Source organism: Streptomyces sp. TRD_SC_5, from assembly GCF_056836825.1.
Window position 1 is genome coordinate 4,241,202 of the sequence record NZ_JBWZZS010000001.1, and the last position, 21,043, is coordinate 4,262,244.

Annotated in this window: 13 protein-coding genes and 1 pseudogene; 8 read left to right on the forward strand and 6 right to left on the reverse strand. The window is 70.2% G+C overall.

The genetic code is table 11. The annotated features are described in order from the left end of the window. Positions 1 to 204 precede the first annotated feature (204 nt). Entirely contained in the window at positions 205 to 1,734 is a 1,530-nt protein-coding gene (locus tag AC1P0E_RS19720; protein ID WP_482743468.1) for a CehA/McbA family metallohydrolase, read from the reverse strand. Positions 1,735 to 2,007: 273 nt separating this feature from the next. On the opposite strand from AC1P0E_RS19720, the gene AC1P0E_RS19725 reads away from it, so the two are divergent. The 6 genes and pseudogenes from AC1P0E_RS19725 (at position 2,008) to AC1P0E_RS19750 (ending at position 11,956) form a co-directional block, all read left to right on the forward strand. Beyond that, positions 2,008 to 2,853: an LLM class F420-dependent oxidoreductase gene (locus tag AC1P0E_RS19725; protein WP_482743469.1), complete on the forward strand. Its 846-nt coding sequence runs from the start codon at positions 2,008 to 2,010 to the stop codon at positions 2,851 to 2,853. 120 nt (positions 2,854 to 2,973) lie between these two features. Beyond that, positions 2,974 to 3,192 (forward strand): hypothetical protein, encoded by a 219-nt coding sequence (locus AC1P0E_RS19730; protein WP_482743470.1) that lies wholly within the window; start codon positions 2,974 to 2,976, stop codon positions 3,190 to 3,192. A 2,651-nt stretch (positions 3,193 to 5,843) separates the two neighbouring features. Continuing rightward, positions 5,844 to 8,411: pseudogene (locus AC1P0E_RS19735) on the forward strand (bifunctional FO biosynthesis protein CofGH); the annotation flags it as partial. A gap of 151 nt (positions 8,412 to 8,562) precedes the next feature. Then, positions 8,563 to 9,072 (forward strand): hypothetical protein, encoded by a 510-nt coding sequence (locus AC1P0E_RS19740; RefSeq protein ID WP_482743471.1) that lies wholly within the window; start codon positions 8,563 to 8,565, stop codon positions 9,070 to 9,072. A gap of 103 nt (positions 9,073 to 9,175) precedes the next feature. Beyond that, on the forward strand, positions 9,176 to 10,603 hold the full coding sequence (locus AC1P0E_RS19745; protein ID WP_482743472.1) for a flotillin family protein: 1,428 nt from the start codon (positions 9,176 to 9,178) through the stop codon (positions 10,601 to 10,603). Between the two features lie 237 nt (positions 10,604 to 10,840). Then, the gene (locus AC1P0E_RS19750) at positions 10,841 to 11,956 is read left to right on the forward strand and encodes an ADP-ribosylglycohydrolase family protein (protein WP_482743473.1); all 1,116 of its coding nucleotides are present in this window, start codon (positions 10,841 to 10,843) and stop codon (positions 11,954 to 11,956) included. A gap of 7 nt (positions 11,957 to 11,963) precedes the next feature. On the opposite strand, the gene AC1P0E_RS19755 is transcribed toward AC1P0E_RS19750, so the two are convergent. Both AC1P0E_RS19755 and AC1P0E_RS19760 read right to left on the reverse strand, forming a co-directional pair. Continuing rightward, positions 11,964 to 13,538, reverse strand: coding sequence for a sodium:solute symporter family protein (locus AC1P0E_RS19755; RefSeq protein ID WP_482743474.1), 1,575 nt, complete (start codon positions 13,536 to 13,538; stop codon positions 11,964 to 11,966). 374 nt (positions 13,539 to 13,912) lie between these two features. Further along, positions 13,913 to 14,695, reverse strand: coding sequence for an SDR family oxidoreductase (locus AC1P0E_RS19760; RefSeq protein ID WP_482743475.1), 783 nt, complete (start codon positions 14,693 to 14,695; stop codon positions 13,913 to 13,915). Positions 14,696 to 14,782: 87 nt separating this feature from the next. Between AC1P0E_RS19760 and AC1P0E_RS19765 the strand changes: the two genes are divergently transcribed. Continuing rightward, the gene (locus AC1P0E_RS19765; protein WP_482743476.1) at positions 14,783 to 15,634 is read left to right on the forward strand and encodes a hypothetical protein; all 852 of its coding nucleotides are present in this window, start codon (positions 14,783 to 14,785) and stop codon (positions 15,632 to 15,634) included. 182 nt (positions 15,635 to 15,816) lie between these two features. Here the strand turns inward: AC1P0E_RS19765 and AC1P0E_RS19770 are convergent, their stop codons facing one another. The 3 genes from AC1P0E_RS19770 to AC1P0E_RS19780 all read right to left on the reverse strand — a co-directional run bounded on the left by AC1P0E_RS19770 (position 15,817) and on the right by AC1P0E_RS19780 (position 18,084). Next, positions 15,817 to 16,026: a DUF397 domain-containing protein gene (locus tag AC1P0E_RS19770; protein ID WP_482743477.1), complete on the reverse strand. Its 210-nt coding sequence runs from the start codon at positions 16,024 to 16,026 to the stop codon at positions 15,817 to 15,819. Positions 16,027 to 16,211: 185 nt separating this feature from the next. Beyond that, positions 16,212 to 17,069, reverse strand: a complete 858-nt coding sequence (locus tag AC1P0E_RS19775; protein WP_482743478.1) for a helix-turn-helix domain-containing protein — start codon at positions 17,067 to 17,069, stop codon at positions 16,212 to 16,214. Positions 17,070 to 17,340: 271 nt separating this feature from the next. Continuing rightward, positions 17,341 to 18,084 (reverse strand): GOLPH3/VPS74 family protein, encoded by a 744-nt coding sequence (locus AC1P0E_RS19780; protein WP_482743479.1) that lies wholly within the window; start codon positions 18,082 to 18,084, stop codon positions 17,341 to 17,343. Between the two features lie 144 nt (positions 18,085 to 18,228). On the opposite strand from AC1P0E_RS19780, the gene AC1P0E_RS19785 reads away from it, so the two are divergent. Then, the gene (locus AC1P0E_RS19785; RefSeq protein WP_482743480.1) at positions 18,229 to 20,784 is read left to right on the forward strand and encodes a hypothetical protein; all 2,556 of its coding nucleotides are present in this window, start codon (positions 18,229 to 18,231) and stop codon (positions 20,782 to 20,784) included. The last annotated feature ends 259 nt before the right edge of the window (positions 20,785 to 21,043 follow it).

The window sequence follows — 21,043 nt, forward strand, 5'->3', positions numbered from 1 at the left end:
AGAGAGGCGGGGGATACACGCGCAGCAGACCGCCCGCGCCGTGCCCAGGACCGTCACCGTGGCTGTGGCTGCGGCTGCGGCACGGCGGTTGAACGTCATGAGGTCCGCCTAGATGCGCGAACGCGTCACCCCGGCCACAGAGAAGCCGAACCGCCGTTTCGGCAAGTGGGCTTCTGCGTCCGACGGCTTTCTGCGTCCGACGGTTCAGCGACGGCCACGCCCCAGGAAGACGGGGTTGGTAAGCGCCGCCAGTGCTCCCGGCAGGCCGGGCACCGTCGGCGAGTGGCGGACTTCCGCGCGTACGTAGGTCGCGTACTGCGGCGTCGTACGCCACTCCACCGTGCCCGCACCGGAGGCCGGCAGCGGCGCGGTGTGGAGCGTGCCCTGGTCGGTGACGAAGTGGGCGCTGCAGCCGGGTGCGCCGGTGACCTCCAGCCGTACGGTGACGGGGGTGTCGGCGTCGACCTCCAGCCGGTCGCCGATGCCCGCGTGCCGGGCACGGCCGCCAAAGGCGCCGAAGGCCAGCGACACGGCGGAGGACTCGGCGATGTAGGAGTGGCCGAGGCGAATGCCGTCGAGGATCGCCTCGCGGGTCAGGTCGTCGGCCAGTACCACGGTCTGCGGCATGCCGACGAGCTGCGGCTCGCGGTGGGCGTCGCTGTTGCCCATGGCCGGGGTCCAGGCGTGGCTGTTCGTGGCGAGGGTGTTGTCCCAGGAGGCGAGGGCTATCTCGTCGTCGGGCGTGTACGGGCCGTTCCACACCTCCACCGCGTCGACGTCCGCGAACCCGAACTTCCAGTTGCACCCGATGCAGGTCGCATGCGGATGCGCGGGTACGACGAGCCCGCCGGCACGGCGGATCTCGCGGGCGTAGTGCCCGAAACGGTTGTCGCGGGCGCGGTAGCGCCAGTCGACGAAGGTGCCGGGGTCGGTGCCGACGGCGACGACGTGACCGTTACGGGTGGTGACTTCCTCACCGGTGAGGATCAGCAGTTCGCCGTCGGGGTGGTGGCCCCGGCCCCACAGGCCCTGCCAGGCGCTGTGGGAGGCGTGGGTGTTGTGCTCACTGGTGTTGATGAAGTCGAGCCCGGCGGCACGTGCGGCCGTGGCGATCTCGGCGGGGGTGCGCTTTCCGTCGGAGTACACGGAATGCAGGTGGCAGTCGCCCCGGTACCAGGCGCGGCCGCGCCCCTTGGCGCGTTCGGGCGGGTAGACGGGGGCGGGGGTCTTGCCCGGGGCGCCGTACCGGAGCGTGATGGTCACGGCGTACGGCAGCCCCTCGGGGGCGGTGGTGTACGGGCCCAGCGCGATGTTCCAGGTCCCGGCGCGCACGGGACCGGGGATGTATCCGGGCGTCGCGGCGTCGGCGCGGACGAAGAACTCCGACCGCGCCCCGCCCGACCAGCCACGGAAGCCCCGGCCGCCGAGGCCGGTGCCCCGCTCGTCGAAGATGCCGATGTCGAGGGCGTTGCCCTGGGTCCCGGGGGGCACGGGAGTCTTCTCGTACGTATATGAGACGGCGATCTCCCGTACTCCGCGCGGCACTGCGACGGGCAGGTAGACGTAGTCTGGCGATCCGGGCGGGAGGGTGCCGCGTACGGTCTTGGTCTCTTCGCCGCCGGGGGCGAGCGTGGCATTCGCGAAGCTCACGGTGCTCAAGGCAAGGGCGGCGGCGGCGCCGGAGCCGGTCACGAACAGTCCGCGTCGAGTCGGTCCGGTCGTCGAACCTGTCATGACGGCGTCTCCCAGGGAGTCGAGAGGGACAGGGCGTCAGCGAGTCAGCGAGTCAGCGCCTACTGAGACCCTGGTATTGAGCCGTGAACTCCCCTGCAACGGAAGGGGTGCGGCAGCCGACTTTTGCGATGCTGGTGCGACGCGTGACGCGTGACGCGTGACGCGCGACGTGCGACGCGCGACGTGCGACACGTGCGTCGTGCGACGGCTGTCGTGCGACGGCTGTCGGGCGATGACGAAACGACGACGATGACGATGACGAGGAGCTCCCGCATGCAGATCGCCACCACGATCTTCCTCACCGACGAGACGATCACGCCGGTACGGCTGGCCCGCGAGTTGGAGGAGCGCGGCTTCGCCGGCCTGTATCTGCCCGAGCACACCCATATCCCGGTGTCGCGCGAGTCGGCGTATCCGGCGGGTGGTGAACTCCCGCGTGAGTACGGCCGTACGCTCGACCCCTTCGTCGCCCTCGGCCAGGCCGCCGCGGTCACGGAGCGGCTCGGTCTCGGCACCGGCATCACGCTGGTGGCGCAGCACGACCCCATCGACCTCGCCAAGCAGATCGCGACTTTGGACCACCTCTCGGGTGGCCGCTTCACGCTCGGTGTGGGGTACGGATGGAACAAGGAGGAGGCGGCGGACCACGGGGTGAAGTGGACCACGCGCAGGGAGCGGACGCGGGACCGGATGGCTCTGATGCGTGCGTTGTGGGCGGAGCAACCGACGGCGTACGAAGGTGAGTTCGGCGCGGTGCGTGCGTCGCACGCCCACCCGAAGCCGGTGCAGAAGCCGCGCGGCCCGGTGAGCGGGCCGCGCACGTTGGTGGGCGGGGCGGCGGGCCCGAAGCTGTTCTCGCACATCGCGGAGTACGCGGACGGGTGGCTGCCGATCGGGGGCCGGGGCCTGACGGAGTCGATGCCGGTGCTGCGTGCGGCATGGGAGGAGGCGGGCCGGGAGCCGGAGGCGCTGCAGGTGGTTCCGTACGCGGTGAGGCCGAGCCCGGGAAAGGTGGCGCACTACGCGGACCTGGGCATCGAGGAGCTGGTGCTGCAGCTGCCGTCGGCGGGGGAGGCGGAGATTTTCGGCGTACTGGACGAGTACGCGAGGTTTATCTGACGTTCGTCCGACCAGAATCGTCCGCCCCTCTGTGCCGGGCGCCCGGGCGCCGCTACCTTGGCCACTTCGGCATGGATAGCGCCCGGCCGCTTGGCCGGCACCTCGGGGGAGGGAACGCACGTGCAGAAAAGCCCGTTCAGCATCGTCGCGATCATTTTCGGCGCGGTAGCACTGTTCATCTGCCCGCCACTGTTCGGCGTCCTCGGCCTTGTCTTCGGCGGGATAGCCAAGTCCAAGGACGAACCGCTCGCGGTGACAGCCCTGATCGTCGCGGCAGCCGGCCTGGTGGTGGGCATGCTGCTGGGATTCCTGGTCTTCAGCTCAATGTCGGCTCCGTGAGGGCGTGTCCGGGGCGGGGTCGGGGGCGGGGTCGGGGGTAAGGACAACCACTGGTTGCGTCTGGGGGTTTCGGGCCGTCCCGAGCGCTCGAGTGTCGGTGGGCCGGGGCGGCGCGTCAAGGGCGCTCCCTGCGGCGATTTCGCTTCGCTCCACCCTTGACCCGCCGCCCCGTCCCACCGCTAACGCTCAACAGGGGACGGCCCAAGAAAAAACGCCCTGCACGACAACTGGGATACGGGCGCGGGTGGGCTCGGTGGCTTGCGGGTTGGTGGGTGGGGCGCGGTCGGTCTAGGGGGCGGCTCGGCCCCAGTCTCAGCGGGTGCGGGAACGGCCGTTGGTGCACCATCCCCAAACCAGACGCACACGGGCACCCACGCCGGTGGTCGGCCGACGGTTTGGGTCGACCTGCGGACTGATGTCTGTGCGGGTGGGGCGCGACAGTTGAATGGGGTGACTCGGGCGGGTTCGGCGTCCACCCCGGCCGGTGGTCGGTCGAGCTACAAGCACGTGGCTGGGCTTGGTGGGTGGAAGGGCACCCAGGGGTGAGTTGTCCTGTCGACGCTCGGGCCGGTGCGGATGTCCCGGTCGATGGGGCGGACGGTCGAGAGCCGACATCCGGTGAGGCCGCCGGTTGTTGGCTGGAGGTTTCCGCTCGGCCCGGGCAATGACTCAGGTCGCTTATGGGGCCCGTGCGGACGTTCGTTGTTGGTGAGCTGCGGTCGCCTGATGCGACGAACTCGACACGTGGTGAATCTCGGCACCCCTCACGCCTCACTCGTCACAGTCGTTGCGCTTCCGGTCATCACGGGAGCGTTTCGATCCACGCGCAGGGGCGGTGGGGTGGAAAGGCTGCTGTTGGGGCGGTCGGCTCGGCGGGTGTGACTGGTGAGTTCGGTGTGGCGGCTGTCGGCCGCCGGTTCGGTGGCTTGCGGGGCAGGGGACGCTCGGTGGGCTTGGGCCCCGGCCGGGGTGCTCTTTTCCGCCCCGTCACGGCCGAGGCAGCGGTCCGGCATTCGCCTTCTTCGGAGCCGGTCACCTCACTCGCCCCCTTGGGGGAGGTGGGCGCGAGGAACTCGACACGTGACGTATCTCAACGCCTCTCCAGTCCCAACCGTCTCAGCCGTATCGCTTCCAGCCGTCATGGGAGCGTTTTGGCTCATGGGCAGGGGTGTCGGTGGGGCCGAGCGCAGCGGCTGTGGGGGAGTCGGTCGGGTTGGTGTGCTTGGTTAGGCTGGTGTTGACCTGGGTGCTCATTCCGCCCCGCCATGGCGCGAGCACCGGCCCTCTTTCAGTGGGGTTCATGTCCTTCAACCGCCCCCTCCCAGGGGCAACTGCAACGAACCCGCCACTTGACGAGCCCTGACGCCCCTCGGGCCACACCAGTCCCACCTGTATCTCTTCCGGTCGTCATGGGAGCGTTTCGACCCACAACGGTCCCACGAACCGTGCGAACCGATCGGATGGTGCGGCTGGCCTAGGTGGGATGGCAGACCGGAACGCTCCCCAGGCGTGCCAGGGTTGGTTGGCGGTGACGGCGTGGCCTGCTGGTCGCAGGCGCGCCGCAGCCATCGGCAGAACCACACCGCTGGATGCCCCTCCACCCACAAAGCCCAGCAACGTGCTTGTGGCCCGGCCGACCACCGGTGGGGGTGGACGCCGAACCGGCCCGAGTCGCCCCATTCAACTGTCGCGTCCCACCCGCGCATCCATGAGTTCGCAGGTCGTCCCGGGCGGTCGGCCGCCTACCGGCGTGGGTGCGCGTGTGCATCCGGAATGGGGGTGGTGCACCAGCGGCCGTTCCCGCAGCCGCTGAGCCTGGGGCCGAGCCGCCCCATAGAGCTCGTGCGTCCCACCCACCGAGCCCGCCGCCCGGCAGCGGTGAGTGACCACTTGCCGGAGTTTCCCCGTGGGCTCCCCCCGGGGGCCGCCCCCCTTAAGCATTGCGGCGGAGGTTCGGCGGTCAAGGGTGGAGCGGAGCGCAATCGCCGTAGGCGACGCGACGCAGGAGCGCCCTTGAGGGGCGGGCCTCCGACGCCACCCTCACCAAAGGCGGCCCCCACACCAGACGCAACCCACGCCACGGGGCCGCCGAAGCCCCCGCTCCTGTGGCGCTGGCATCGTCGTGGGCGTGCCCTCGACCGAGCCCTCCTCGACCGTTCCCTCCCCCAGTTGCAGGACGCGGTGCGTCCTTTTGACGTCCACGGCACCCTGATCGACGCTCTCGACAACCAGCGCCGAGTCCGCGCCGACTGGGCCCTGCGGTGCGAAGCCGATCCCAGCGAGGTGTATGGCGTCGCGTTGCGAACCAGGCCCTCGTAGACCTTCGCCGTCATCGCTCCCGCCGGGGGCCCGCAGGCTGGAGGACGAAGACGTACGGTCCGGGGTGGTCGCGGCAAGCCGTCCCCCATCCCTCCCGTACCTGCTGGCCGCCGCGCTGCCTTCCTGGCAGGTGCGGCGCTCAACGGACCTTGCCGATGTACGTCGCTCGTATGCTCGGTCGCATGACGACGAGCGACACACCGCCGGAAAACGGGAACGGGAACGGGAACAGGGACTGGGATGGAGTCGGGGCCCGGCCCGGCTCCCCGAGTGGGCAAGGGACCACCGGAGCCGTAACCCCGGCGCTCCCCACCCCAACTCCCGCCCCCGCCCCAACCCCCACCGCCATGCGCCGCGCCCTCAAGCGTGCTCGGGGCGGGGTCGCGCTCGATGTTGCCGAGGCTGCCGTGCTTCTTCAGGCGCGTGGTGACGACCTCCGGGACCTCGCCGCCTCCGCCGCCCGCGTGCGCGATGCCGGGCTGGACGCCGTCGGGCGGCCCGGGGTCATCACGTACTCGCGCAAGGTGTTCATCCCGCTCACGCGCCTGTGCCGCGACAAGTGCCACTACTGCACCTTCGTGACCGTTCCCGGGAAGCTCCGCCGCGACGGTCATGGGATGTTCCTGTCGCCCGACGAAGTCCTCGACATCGCCCGGCGCGGCGCCGAAATGGGGTGCAAGGAAGCGCTGTTCACGCTCGGCGACCGGCCCGAGGAGCGGTGGCCCGAAGCGCGTGAGTGGCTGGAGGCGGAGGGGTACGACGACACCCTCGCGTACGTCCGGGCCATGGCCATCCGCGTGCTCGAGGAGACCGGGCTGCTGCCCCACCTCAACCCCGGCGTCATGTCCTGGACCGACCTCCAGCGGCTCAAGCCCGTCGCCCCCAGCATGGGGATGATGCTGGAGACCACCGCCACCCGGCTGTGGGCGGAGCCCGGCGGGCCGCACTACGGGTCCCCCGACAAGGAGCCCGCCGTACGGCTGCGGGTGCTGGAAGACGCCGGGCGTTCCAACGTGCCCTTCACCACCGGTCTCCTGATCGGCATCGGCGAGACGTACGAAGAGCGCGCCGACTCGCTCTTCGAGCTCCGCAAGACCGCCCGCGCCTACCACGGCATCCAGGAAGTCATCGTCCAGAACTTCCGCGCCAAGCCGGACACCGCCATGCGCGGCATGCCCGACGCCGAGCTCGAGGAGCTGGCCGCCGCCATCGCCGTGGCCCGCCACATCCTCGGGCCGAGCGCCCGCATTCAGGCGCCGCCCAACCTCGTCGACTCCGAGTACGCCCTCCTCATCGGCGCCGGCATCGACGACTGGGGCGGCGTCTCGCCGCTCACGCCCGACCACGTCAACCCCGAGCGCCCCTGGCCGCACATTGACGAGCTCGCCGCGAAGACCGCCGCCGCCGGCTTCGAGCTGCGCGAACGCCTCACCATTTACCCGGAGTTCATCCAGCGCGGCGAGCCCTGGCTGGACCCCCGGCTCGTTCCGCACGTACGGGCGCTCGCCGATCCGGAGACAGGGCTGGCGCGTGAGGGTGTACGACCGGCCGGGCTGCCCTGGCAGGAGCCGGACGAGGGGTTCGCGGCGGCAGCGACAGGCACCGGCCGCACCGACCTCCACCGCACCATCGACACCAGCGGCCGCACCAGTGACCGCCGTGACGACTTCGACGACGTGTACGGCGACTGGGACGCGCTGCGCGAGGCCGCCGCCCCCGGCATGGTGCCCCAGCGCATCGACACCGACGTACGGCAGGCGCTCAAGCAGGCCGCCGACGATCCCACGAAGCTCACGGACGACGAGGCGCTCGCACTGCTCCACGCCGACGGTCCGGCCCTCGACGCCCTCTGCCGCATCGCCGACGAGCTGCGCCGGGACGTGGTCGGCGACGACGTCACGTACATCGTCACGCGCAACATCAACTTCACCAACGTCTGCTACACCGGCTGCCGTTTCTGCGCCTTCGCGCAGCGGCGCACGGACGCCGACGCCTATACCTTGTCCCTCTCCCAGGTCGCCGACCGCGCCGAGCAGGCGTGGGACGTCGGCGCGGTCGAGGTGTGCATGCAGGGCGGCATCCATCCCGATCTCCCCGGCACGGCGTACTTCGACATCGCGCGCGCCGTGAAGGAGCGCGTCCCCGGCATGCACGTGCACGCCTTTTCGCCCATGGAGGTCGTCAACGGCGCCACCCGCACCGGCATGTCGATCCGCGAGTGGCTGGCGGCGGCGAAGGAGGCCGGGCTCGATTCCATTCCCGGGACCGCCGCCGAGATTCTCGACGACGAGGTGCGCTGGGTCCTCACCAAGGGCAAGCTGCCGACCGCTACTTGGGTCGAGGTCGTGAAGTCCGCGCACGAGCTCGGCATCAGGTCCTCGTCGACCATGATGTACGGGCATGTCGACCAGCCGCGCCACTGGCTCGGCCACCTGCGCACCCTGGCTCGCATCCAGCAAGAGACCGGTGGCTTCACGGAGTTCGTGACGCTGCCCTTCATCCACACCAACGCGCCCGTCTACCTGGCCGGCATCGCCCGCCCGGGCCCGACGGACCGCGACAACCGGGCCGTCACCGCCATGGCCCGCCTCCTCCTCCACCCCCACATCACCAACATCCAGACGAGCTGGGTGAAGCTGGGCGCGGAGGGCGCCGCCGAGATGTTGCGTTCGGGTGCGAATGACCTCGGCGGGACGCTGATGGAGGAGACCATCTCGCGTATGGCGGGCTCCAGTTACGGCTCGTACCGTTCCGTCCAGGACCTTGTCGTGATCGCGGACGCCGCGGGCCGCCCTTCGAAGCCGCGGACGACGCTGTACGGCGACGTAACGCAGGAGCGGCAGCGGGCGGCGGCCGCGTCGGACGGCCACCTTCCCGAGCTCCTGCCGGTGTTGGAGTGAAGCGGCATCAAGGGCGCGTAAAGATTGCCGTAACCCGGCAATGTTTTCTGTCAGTCCCGCATGAGACGATCCCTTTTGTTCAAGAGATTGCGCAAGAGATTGTGTAAGAGATCGGCGTACGCGGGTCGTACACGGGGGAAGGGCGAGCGGGATGACTGTTTTTCTCGGTCTCGGCATTGCGGGGATCGTGCTGCTGGCCCTCTCGTTGATCTTCGACGGGATTCTGGAGGGGCTTTTCGGGGGAGTCCTCGACGGCCTTTTTGACGGGCTTCTCTCGCTGCCTGTCATTGCCGGGTTCATTTCGATGTTCGGCTTCGGCGGCGCCATCATGCTCGGCGCCACGGGTCTCGGAGCCGGTGCGGCAACGGGAGTCGGGATCGCGGCGGGGGTTGCCGCGGGCTGGCTCGCGTGGAAGTTCAGCCGTGCGCTGATGCGCGACCAGACCGACGCCACCCCGCGCGGCGCCGACCTCGTCGGCACCGCCGGGTCCGTCGTGACCCCGATTCCCGCCGACGGGTACGGCGAGGTGATGCTGCGGATCGGCGGCCAGCCGGTCAAACTCGCGGCCAAGAGCGCCGTCCCCGTCGCCCGGGGCGCCGAGATATGGGTGGAGGCGTCACTGTCGAGCACCTCGGTCGCGGTGCGCCCCGTCGAACGCTGACACCCGCCCCGATCTCGGCCTCGGCCCCGTCGCCCAACCTTCCTGTGTACGTACCACCACTCCAATTGCTGCCCTCCCCTGGGAAGGCAGGGGGGAATTCCACATGAGTCCAGTCATCGTCGCTGTCGTCGGAGTCGTCGTACTCCTCGTACTGCTGGCCCTTGTCGTCATCACGCGCTACAAGGTCGCCGGCCCCAGCGAGGCCTTCATCATCACCGGCCGTCGCGGGAAGACGTCCACCGACCCGGTCACCGGCCACATCTCCACCGACAACAGCGGCCAGAAGGTCGTCGTCGGCGGCGGCGTTTTCGTCGTGCCGTTCGTACAGCAGAAGTTCACCCTCGACCTCTCCAGCCGGCACATCCCGATCGCCGTCCGTGGCGCCGTCACCCTGCGCGGTGTGAAGGCCAACCTCGAAGGCGTCGCGATCGTCAAGGTCGGCGGCAGCGAGGACGCGATCAGGGCCGCGGCCCAGCGGTTCCTCCAGCAGCAGGACGGCATCGTCGGCTTCACGCAGGAAGTGCTGTCCGGTGCGCTGCGCGCCATCGTCGGCCGCATGTCGGTCGAGGACATCATCCGTGACCGCGCCGCCTTCGCCGGGCAGGTCGCCGAGGAGGCCGAGGCCAGCCTCTCCGGGCAGGGCCTGATCCTCGACGCCTTCCAGATCCAGGACATCACCACCGAGGGTTCCTACCTGGAGGACCTGGGCCGCCCCGAGGCCGCCCGCGCCCGCCAGGAGGCCGACATCGCCGAGGCGATCGCCAAGCGTGCCTCGGAGCAGGCCCGGCTGAAGGCGGCCGAGGAGATCGCCATCGCCGAGCGGACCTTCTACCTCAAGCAGGCCGAGATCCGCGTCGAGACGGAGGCCGCGGCCGCCAAGGCCAACGCCGCGGGACCGCTGGCCGACGCCGCCCGCCAGCAGGAAGTACTCGCCGAGCAGGAGAAGGTCGCCGAGCGCCAGGCCGCGCTGACCGACCGCGAGCTCGACACGAAGGTCCGCAAGCCCGCCGACGCCGCCCGTTACCAGGCGGAGCAGGAGGCCGAGGCCCGTCGTATCGCGCAGGTCAAGGAGGCCGAGGCGGACGCCGAGCGCTCCCGCCTCACCGGTGAGGGCGAGAAGCTGCACCGCGCGGCGCTCGCCGAAGCCGTACGGATCGAGGGTGAGTCGGAGGCCGCCGCCATCGCCGCGAAGGGTTCGGCCGAGGCCGAGGCGATGCGCAAGAAGGCCGACGCGTTCGCGCAGTACGGCGACGCGGCCGTGCTCCAGATGCTGGTCACGGTGTTGCCGGAGGTCGTGGCCAAGGCGGCGGAGCCGATGAGCGCCATCGACAAGATGACCGTGATCTCCACGGACGGCGCGAGCCAGCTGTCCCGTACGGTCACCGACAACGTGGCCCAGGGCATGGAGCTGCTCAGCTCCACGACCGGAGTCGACCTCGCCGAGCTGCTCAAGGGCATGACGCAGCGGGGATCGAAGCCGGCCGCGCAGGAGCCGGCGGACGCCAACGGCAAGATCCCGATCACGGACTGATCCGGGAGCCCCAGACCACGGACGGGCTGGATTTGCCCGCTGAGCCGGTCCCTTCCCGCTCAGCGGCGCCATCCAGCCCCTCCGGTGTTTGAGGAGCGGGGTCTGGGGCAGCGCCCCCGCACCCCCTCGCACACCCGTCCCCTGAACACCCCGTTCCCCTTCGATTACAGTGCTGCGCCAGACGCCGTACCGGGCGTCGTACGCCGGCACGGCACACACTCGCGAAGGGCAGAAGCGGTGAGCGCACCAGTCACATCCGTATGGGGCCGTGCCGAGCAGCAGGACTTCCGCAGCCGGGTGCGCGGCTGCCTGCTCGGTGGCGCGGTGGGCGACGCCCTCGGCGCCGGCGTGGCAGCCCTGAGCCTGGACGAGATACGCGCGGCCCACGGCATCGACGCCGTCACCGACCTCGTGCCCGCCTACGGCAGACGCGGCGCCGTCACGGCCGGCACCCAACTGACGCTCTTCACCGTCGACGGCCTCATACGGGCCCAGGTACGCCGCGACACGGGTGCCTGGCACCCGCCCACCGACGTACACCGCGCCCATCTGCGGTGGGCCGTCACCCAGCGCGACTGGGGCCCGGACGAGCGCCGCAAGGACAACGGCTGGCTTGCCCGCGAGGAGTGGCTGTACGCCCGTCGCGACCCCTCCCGCGAATGCCTGACCGGGCTCGCCGACGAGACCATGGGCACCATCGACCGCCCCAGGAACCCCACCGCCCGCGACTCCGGCGCCGTGACCCGCTCCGCGCCCTTCGGGCTCCTCGTCGGCTGGGAGCCCCAGCTCGTCTTCCAGCTCGCCGTCGAATGCGCCGCCCAGACCCACGGCCACCCCACGGCGTACCTCTCGGCCGGAGCGTTCGCCGTCGTCGTGCACGGCCTCGCGCGCGGCGAGACCGTCGACACCTCCGTGCAGCGCGCCCTCGTCCAGCTCGCCGCCCGCCCGGGCCACCAGCCCGTCACCGACGCCCTCAAGCACGCCCTCGGCGCCGTACGCCAGGGGATGCCGTCACCGGCCCGCGTCGAGTCCCTCGGCGACGGCCGCACCGCCGAGGACGTGCTCGCCGTCGCCGTCTACTGCGCCCTCGTCGGCGAGGACATCCGCCACGGCCTGCGCCTGGCCGTCAACCACGGCGGAGCCTCCGAGGCCACCGGCGCGCTGTGCGGCAGCCTGCTCGGCGCCCTGCACGGCGAGACCGCCCTGCCGCCGGGTTGGGTGGCGGAACTCGAAGGGCGCGCCACGCTCCTCGAACTCGCCGACGACTTCGCCATGGAGATGACCCAGGGCCCGGCCCTCCACGGCCCGGCGATCAACGCCCCCGGCTGGCTGTCCCGCTACCCGAGAGCCTGAGCCCGCATCACTCCTTCGCCCGCTCCGGCACGGCCGCATCACCGGCGCCTGCGGGCTCCGGCACCGCCGCGACGCCCGCCGAGGGAGCGCCTCCGCCGTCGCCGTCGCCGTCCGAGTTGATCCGTGCGAGCAGCGCGTCGCGCTCCGGGGTGTCCTCCGGCCTGACGAAGCCGATCACGATGAACAGCACCAGCGAGACCGCCAGCGGCACCGACACCTGGTACTGCGTCGCCACGCCGTCCATTCCGTAGTTCACCACCCAGAAGGCGAACAGCCCGCACGCCCAGGAGACCAGGGCGGCCGTCGGGCCGGACTTACGGAACCGGGGCAGCAGCCCGAGCATGAACGGGATCGCGATCGGCCCCATCAGACCGGCCACCCACTTGATGACGATCGTGATGATGTCCTTGAACGCCGGCGAGTTGACCTGCGTCGCGATCGCCATCGACAGTGCCAGGAACGCCACGGTCGACAACCGAGCCGCCACCAGACCGGCCCGCTGCGACCAGCCGCGCGCCTTCACCGACAGAGCGGGCGCGATGTCGCGGGTGAAGACGGCGGCGATGGCGTTGGCGTCGGAGGAGCACATGGCCATGGTGTGCGAGAAGAAGCCCACGATGACCAGACCCAGCAGGCCGTGCGGCAGGAGCTGCTCGGTCATCAGGGCGTACGAGTCCGAGGCGTCCGGCTTCTGCGCGTCGACCAGCAGCGGCGCGCACCACATCGGGAAGAACAGCACCAACGGCCACACCAGCCACAGGACCGCGGACAGCCGGGCCGAGCGGGTGGCCTCGCGGGCGGTCGCCGTGGCCATGTAGCGCTGGGCCTGGTTCCACATGCCGCCCGAGTACTCGAAGGTCTTGATGAAGAGATAGGCCAGCAGGAACATCAGGGTGAAGTCGCCGGTCAGCGGGTCGTTGTGGCTCTCCGGGAGCTTGTCCCACACCGTCCACAGCGAGCTGAACCCGCCGAGCTCGCCCATCACGGCGATCAGCATCGCCAGCCCGGCGAAGAGCTGGATGATGAACTGCCCCAGCTCGGTGAGGGCGTCGGCCCACAGGCCGCCGACGGTGCAGTAGATGCCGGTGATGATGCCGGTGATCAGGATGCCCTGGTTGAGCGAGATGCCGGTGAAGACGGTCAGCAGAGTGGCGATGGCAGCCCACTTGGCGGCCACGTCCACGATCTTCAGCAGTACGCCGGACCAGGCGAGAGCCTGCTGGGTGGACAGGTTGTAGCGGTCCTTGAGGTACTCCAGCGGTGAGGAGACGCCCAGCTTCGACCTGAGGCGGTTGAGCCGCGGAGCGAAGAGGCCGGCCCCGATCGCGATGCCGATCGCGATGGGAAAGGACCATGTCACGAACGACGTGACGCCGTACTTGTACGCGATGCCCGCGTAGCCGGTGAACATGACGGCGCTGTAGCCGGACATGTGGTGGGAGATGCCGGAGAGCCACCACGGCATCTTTCCGCCTGCGGTGAAGAAGTCGCTGACGTTGTCCACGCGCTTGTGGGACCAGACGCCGATCGCGACCATGATTCCGAAGTAGCCGATGAGCACGGCCCAGTCGAGACTGTTCATGCCCCCTCCAGGGGTCCGCCTTGCGCTGCGTTCAACCGAATGAACCAGATCGCGCTTCGTCAGTACGTCACCGATGGGCGTCGACCCCGTGCGGGAGCGGGGGCTTTGGGGATTGAACCGTCTGCCAGGAGGGCCGGTCAAGGCTTTCTGCGGTCAGGGATGTGAACAGAGGTCAGAAAGCGGAACTTCTTTGCCTGTTCTTGACCAGAAGAATTGTTGTCGTGTACGTGACGGCAGCCACACGATGGGCGGGCGCTTCGTCAGGCGCCGCACATGCCATACATGCCGCACGTGGCGTGCATACGAGAGCGACCGCCCGGGACGCGGGTCCCGGGCGGTCGGAAGAAGGAGGGGCTGGCGGCGTACGTACGTAACTAACGCATCAGCTCACCCGCGTTGACGAGCAGCGACTGGCCGGTGATCGCGCGGGCCCGGTCGGAGGCCAGGAAGGCCACGGCCTCCGCCACGTCCCCGTCCGTGGCCAGTTCGGGCAGCGCCATGCGTTCGGTGAGCCGGCCCAGCACCTCCGGCTCCGGCACGCCCTCGGTGTGCGCGGTGAACTGGACGTACGCCTGGACCGGCGGGCCCCACATCCAGCCCGGCAGCACGGTGTTGACCCTGATCCGGTGCGGCCCGAGTTCGCGCGCCATCGAGTACATCGCCGAGGTGAGCGCCCCCTTGGAGGCCGCGTACGCAGCCTGCTCCACCTGGGAGGGTGCGGCGATCGCCGACTGCGTACCGATGATGACGACCGAGCCACCCCGCTCCTTGAGGGCGGGCAGGCAGGCCCGGGTCATCCGCAGCGTGCCGAGCAGATTGACGTCGAGCACGCTCTGCCAGGTCGCGAAATCGGCGTTCTCGACGCCCCCGAAGTAGCTGTCCCAGGCGGCGACATGGACGACCGCGTCGATCCGCCCGAAGCGTTCGAGGGCGAGTGCGGCCAGCGCCTCGCACTGGTCCTCGTGCGTGATGTCGGTGGCCAGGCGGGCCGTGTGCCGGCCGTCCGGGTCGATCTCGGCGGCGCACTTGGCGAGGTTCGCCTCCGTACGAGCGCCGAGCACCGCGTTGCCCCCGTCCCGTACGACGGCCGCGGCGATCCGGTGACCGAGCCCGGAGCCGACACCCGACACGACAACGGTCTTCCCCTGAAGCAGCATCGGCCGGTCGCCTCCCCGCTCTGGATATCCATCTGACGAGGCGTCAGAGTAGGTCCCTCCGGCGGCGGAAGGAAGGGATCGGCAGCCATGGGTGAGGACACGCGCAGTGAGGTGTACGCGGAACTGGCGGGCGTGGGACCGTACGGCGTGCGGCCCGGCCACGCACTGATCACCATGGTGGAACCCCACCCGGGCCACGAGCACGCGTACAACCGCTGGTACGAGGACGATCACTACATCGCAGGCGCGATGGCCATGCCCTGGATGTTCGCCGGGCGCCGCTGGGTCGCCACTCGCGATCTTCAGCTCCTTCGCTACCCGGAGAAGTCCGCCGTCGCGCAGCCCGTCACCGCCGGGTGCTATCTCTCGACGTACTGGGTGACCGAGGGGCGCTACGACGAGCACATGAAGTGGACCGTCGGCATCAACAAGCGGCTCAACCGCGACGGGCGCGTCCACCAGGACCGTACGCACGTCTTCACGGCCTTCCAGGACCACGAGGCGACCGTCTACCGTGACGGGGCCGCCGGACCGCGCGATTTCCACGCGCTCGACCATCCGTACCAGGGACTGGTGCTGGAGGTCGTCGACGCCGAGAGCCCCGAGCGGAGGACGGAACTGCTGGAGTGGCTGCGGGACACGCACCTGCCGCAGCGGCTGGCGCGGACCGGTGCGGGCTCCTCGGCCGCCATGGTCACGGTCTTCCGGCCTACGCCGCTGCCGGGTGACCGGATGAGTTACGTGAAGCAGGTGGAGGGCGTCGACACCCGGCTGACGCTGCTGTGGTTCCTGGAGTGCGACCCGCGCGAGGCGTGGGAGGAGCGCTTCGGCGGGCTGGACGGGGAGGCGGCGGCTTCGGGGCTCGGGCGGGTGGAGCTGGTCGCGCCGTTCGTTCCGACGGTGCCGGGGACGGACCGGTACGTCGACGAACTGCGCTGAGGCGCGGCCGCGCGACGGGCACGCCAAAGCCCCCTCGGCCAGGACGGCGGACCGGTCGAGAGGGCTCACTGCGGTCGTGCACTCGGGTGTGCACTCGGGTGTGTGCGGTCGTGCATTCGGTTGTGTTCGGTGCCTCGTGACTCGGCTCGTCATTCAGCGCGTCGTGACTCGGCTCCGAGCGGTCAGCCGAGGTCGAAATTCCCCTGGCCGACCCCGCCCACGAATGCGCTCCAGGAACCGGGGGCGAAGGTGATCGAAGGGCCCTCGGGCGCCTTCGAGTCCCGCACCGCGACAGCGTGCGTGACCGGGGACTTGACTTCTACGCATGCGCCGTTGCCTCCGGAGTACGAGGACTTCGTCCAGGTGTCCGTAGCGCCCTGATGGATTGCCATGTTCGCTCCGATTTTGCTGGTCGTGGAGGGAGACGCCAACGTTTCTTGCTGGCGGGAGCGACGCTACTCGCGAACCTGTCGGCGTGAAGGGGCCGTTCACCCGACCGGATGGCATATTCCAGTAGATCTACCGCTGCGGGGCGGCGAAGGTGTACCGTTCCGGTTCCCTCGGCGGAAGCGCAGCTTCAGCGGGCGTATTCCTTCGCGATGTTGGCGATGAAGTGCCGCGAGGCGTCGACGTTCAGAGCCTGGGCGCGCAGGTGTTCGTACATCACGCTGTACTTCTGTACGTCGTTTGCCTTCTCCAGGTAGAGGTCGCTCGTGACGCCCTCGATGTAGACCACGCTGGAGTCGGCCGCGTCCGGGAATTCCAGGATCGCGTAGTGGCCGCTGATGCCGGGGTGCGCGCCCATGTCGAACGGAAGTATCTGGACCGTCACGTGGGGCAGCTGGGACTGCTCCACCAGGTGCTCCAGTTGCTCCCGCATGAGCTGTCTGTCGCCGACGACGCGGCGCAGCGAGGCCTCGTCGATGACGGCCCACAGGCGCAGCGGCTGATCGGCCGTGAGGATGCGTTCCTGCCGGCGCAGTCTGACGTTGACCCGTTTCTCGACGTCGGAGGCCGCCGTCTCGGGCAGTGCGCCGGTGATGAGGGCCTCGGCGTACCGCGGGGTCTGGAGGAGGCCGGGGACGATCTGGGGGTCGTACACGCGCAGTGAGGCGGCGTCCGTCTCCAGGCCGATGTAGACGCTGTACGGGATGTCGCCGAAGGCGTGCCACCAGCCCTGCTGGCGGGAGTCCTTGGCCATCTGCATCAGCGAGTCGACGATACGGTGATCCTCCACGTCGTACACGCCGCACAGGTCGCGTACGTCGCGCTGGCTGATGGAGCGGCGGCCGTTCTCGAGGCGGCTGATCTTCGACTGCGAGACCAGCAGGCGCTCCGCCACCTCCTCGGCCGTCATGCCCTTGAGCTCACGCAGCCGGCGGAGCTCTTGGCCCAATCGGCGTCGCCTGACGGTGGGATTGACGTTGGACGCCACGGGAACTGCACCTCCGGCTGAGTGCGTTGTGCGTATGTACTGCTAGACGCTCTACTGCTCAGCAGACTGCCACCAATGGTCATGTCCGCGCTGGGAAATGCCCACACAGGGTGCCGACGCGAGCGCGCGGGGTGGCGGTACCGGTCCGGTCCAGGATGGCCTGGACGACCGGGTCCACTACCCCGCGCGCTTTGCTGCGGCTCCCGAACCGGGTCTTGGGGACGTCGGTGCGGCGTTGGTTGTACGGGTGCTGTTCGGGCTGCGGCCCGGCTCAGTGCGCTGCGACGCGCGCCATGCCGTCGCGGCGTGACTGTGCTTGCTGTGGTTGCGACTGCACAGGTACGGCCGTCTGTGGTCGGCCGCCCGTTGCGGGCGCTCGGCGCGGCTGTGCCGCCACACCGTTCTGGACGTCCATCACGGCGTGCGCCACGAGGCCGCCCATCGGGTCGTGCCTGATTAGATCCCGGAGCCGGGAGCGTGATGAGCGCCCCTCGTTGCCGGGATAAAGGTGCTTGCCGAGTCCCACTGCGTGAGCGAGCGCGGCGAGCGCCGCGGTCCGCGGGTCCGGCGGTACGCCGGTGCGGATCGCACTGTCCAGCCGGGACCTGATTTCCCGGCAGAGCGCCGATTCCGTCGCTTGGTAGCGAGTCGTCGGCAGCACTCCGCACATCTGTCCCGCCACGGCATGCACCATGCCGCACCGTTCCAGATGCGAGAGATACGTCTGGCGGAGCCCCAGTCGAGGTCCGCCGATCCAGTGGACCGCCCGGACCGGGCTGCCGCGCCTGCGCAGCAGTTCCAGTGCGGAGTCCAATGTCGGATCTCCTGTCGGCCGTGCCATCACCACGGCGATACGATCCCCGTCTGGGGCTATCCGTCCTGCCAGAGCCAGCTCTACTAGCTGTGCCCCGGCCAGGCCGAGGTCGAGCGACTGCGGCTGCGCTGTGGTACCCGTTGTCGGGTCCAGAGCGAGCAGCAGAAGCTCCTCCGGAAGTGTTCTGCGGCTCCTGCCCATCCATGCCTCCCCGCGTGGATGAATGACAGGGTGACCCCTCTCACATTCATCTGTCGAGAGCGCCTGGGTGCTTCGTACGGGAACCGGCAGGTATGTCGTTCTCGTCTAGCGAGGAGGCCGGGGTCTCAGACAGGACACTGGTACATGGTTCGGACATCGGACCGCGGACAGCGGACGTATGCGCGGGCGCGTATGAAGGAGGCATCGGTGGCGGGCGAGTCCCCCGACAAGTCGGAGCAGCGGAAGTCGTCGGGGAAGACGGCCCCGGGCGAACGCGATCCGCGGCTCGCCGTTTTCCGGGAATCGGCCGGTACGGCCGAACCGGAGAGCAGCGACCGCGTGGATCAGCCGACAGCAGTCTTCAAGCTCCCCCCGGAAGAGCCCTCCTCGGCGGCCACGGAGGCCGCAGACGCCGAGGAGTCCCCGGGGCACGCTGAGTCCCCGGAGTCCCCGAAGACCCCTGAGGGCGATGCGCGCCTGCGGGAGGCGGTGGCGGCGTGGGTCGCCACGGCCGACACGCCGGACGGCACGGACGGCGCGGAGAGCGCGGAAGGCGCCGACGAGGATGTGGCGCCCGAGGCGGAGGATGCCGGTGCGGACCGCCCCGGCGCCCGCGCTGCGGCCGCCGCCGAGGCGCGGGCCGACGCGCCCACCGCCGAGACGGACCGCGAGGGCGGCCGGGCGGCTGCTGCGGCACAGGAGCCGGAGGGTGCGCCCGCCACGGGCGAGGACTCCGACGAGCCGTCGGGTCGAACCGCTGAGCCCGCCGACGGGCCGCCTGCGGTCGCGCCGGAGGCCGAGGCGGCGACGGACGCCCCCGGTGTGACGCGGGCGGCTGCCGCCGCTGAGGCGCCGGGACGGGCCGAGCAGCCGGTGGACGCGTCCGGCACGGACAAGGACGGCGACGAGCCGTCGTCGTCCGACAGCGCTGCGGGTGCGCCGCAGGCAGGCGCGGACGCGCCGGGTGCTGCCGCCGAGGCGCGGGGCGACGCGCGTACGGCCGGTCCGGCGGAGGCCTCGGTGGCCGCGTCCGACGACACGGATGCGAACGCAAATACTTCGAGCGCTTCGGCTAAGGCTGAGAGTTCGGCCGGCAGCTCGGCCGCAGGGCGTGGTGCTGAGCAGGCCGGGGGCGCGGTCGATCAGGCCACCGCCGTGTTCAAGGCCGTACGGCCGCGGCAGGCCGTGGACCAGCCGACCACCGCGCTGAAGGCCGTCGGCGCGCTCGAGTCCGCAGAGTCCGCCGTCGAGCGCACCAGCAAATTCGTTCCGCTGAAGCGGGACGAGGTACGGCCGGCGGCCGGCAGGCCGCGCAGCACGCCTGCCGCGCCCCCCGCCGGACCCCCCGCACCGGCGGCCGCTCCCGAGTCCGCACCCCTGCCGGAGGCGGAACGTACCCGGCAGCAGCCGCTGCCGCCCAGGCCGCCGCTCGACCTGCTCGCCGAGCTGACGAACACCCCGCCCCCGCCGGAGACCCCGGTCAGGACCGCCGTGCGGCGGGTCAAGATCTGGGCACCGCTGGTTCTGCTGCTGGTGATCATCGTCGGCATCGCGCAGGCCGTACGTCCGCTGCCCGCCCCGCAGCTGACGATGACCGCGGAGCAGGCGTTCACGTTCGACGGCGAAAAGCCCTCGCTGCCGTGGCCCGGGAGGGGCCAGGCATTCATGGCGGCTTCGGGAGTGGGCACGCTGGGCTCGTCCGGCGAGCAGACGCCCGTACCGATCGCGAGCGTGACGAAGGCCATGACGGCGTACGTCATCCTCAAGGACCACCCGCTGAAGCGGGGCGAGGCCGGCCCGCTGATCGAGATCGATGCGAAGGGCGAGTCCGACGGCCAGCTGGACAAGACGGAGAACGAGTCCACGCTCAACACCGTCAAGGAAGGCGACAAGCTCAGCCTGCGCGACGCGATTGCGGCCATCATGATTCCGTCCGCAAACAACATCGCGCGGCAGCTCGCGCGCTGGGACGCGGGTTCCGAGGAGGCGTTCGTCAAGAAGATGAACGACGCCGCCAAGGACCTCGGCATGAAGAACACCACGTACACCGACCCGTCCGGTCTCGACGCGACGACGGTGAGCACGGCCGAGGACCAGGTGAAGCTCGGTCTGGAACTGGTGGAGATGCCGGCGCTCACCGACGTCACCAAGCTGCCGACCTGGACGGACCCCACGGGCAAGAGCTGGCGCAACTGGAACGACCTCGTTCCGTACGACGGGGCGCTCGGCATCAAGACCGGCAGCACGACGAAGGCCGGCGGCAACCTCCTGTTCGCCGCGCACAAGCAGGTCGGCGAGACCGACCAGCTGATCGTCGGTGCGGTCCTCGCCCAGCACGCCACGCCGATCCTCGGCACCGCCATCGGGGCGAGCAAGGAACTGATGCTCGCGACGCAGGACACCCTGACCTCCCGCACGGTCGTGAAGAAGGGCGACGTGGTCGGCACGGTCGACGACGGACTGGGCGGTACGACGCCGGTCGTGGCGACCAAGGACGTGAAGGCGGTCGGCTGGGGCGGCCTGACGGTGAAGCTCGTTCTGTCCGACGGTGGCTCGGCCGTTCCGCACTCGGCGAAGGCCGGTACGGAGGTCGGCATGCTGACCGTGGGCGAGGGAGCCAGTCAGGTGAAGGTCCCGGTCGCGCTCCAGAAGGACCTGGCCGAGCCGGGCTTCGGCGACAAGCTGACCCGCGTCGGCTGACGCCGGGCCGATGAGCGCAGTGCTGCCGCCGGACCCGGGAACCGGCGGCAGCACCGCGATGCCCGCGTGTTAGCGTCCGGGCAACTGTGGGACGCGGGGACGGCGTCCTTGTGTACGTCGGGGTTGTTGGTACCCGGGGGAGACGGGGAGAGCCGTAATGACCACCGCTGAGCCCACGCGCGCTGCGGGCGGGGATGGGGACGAGGACGGCCGCAACGGCCGTAATTCCGGCACGCGGAGCGATATACAGGACGGTATA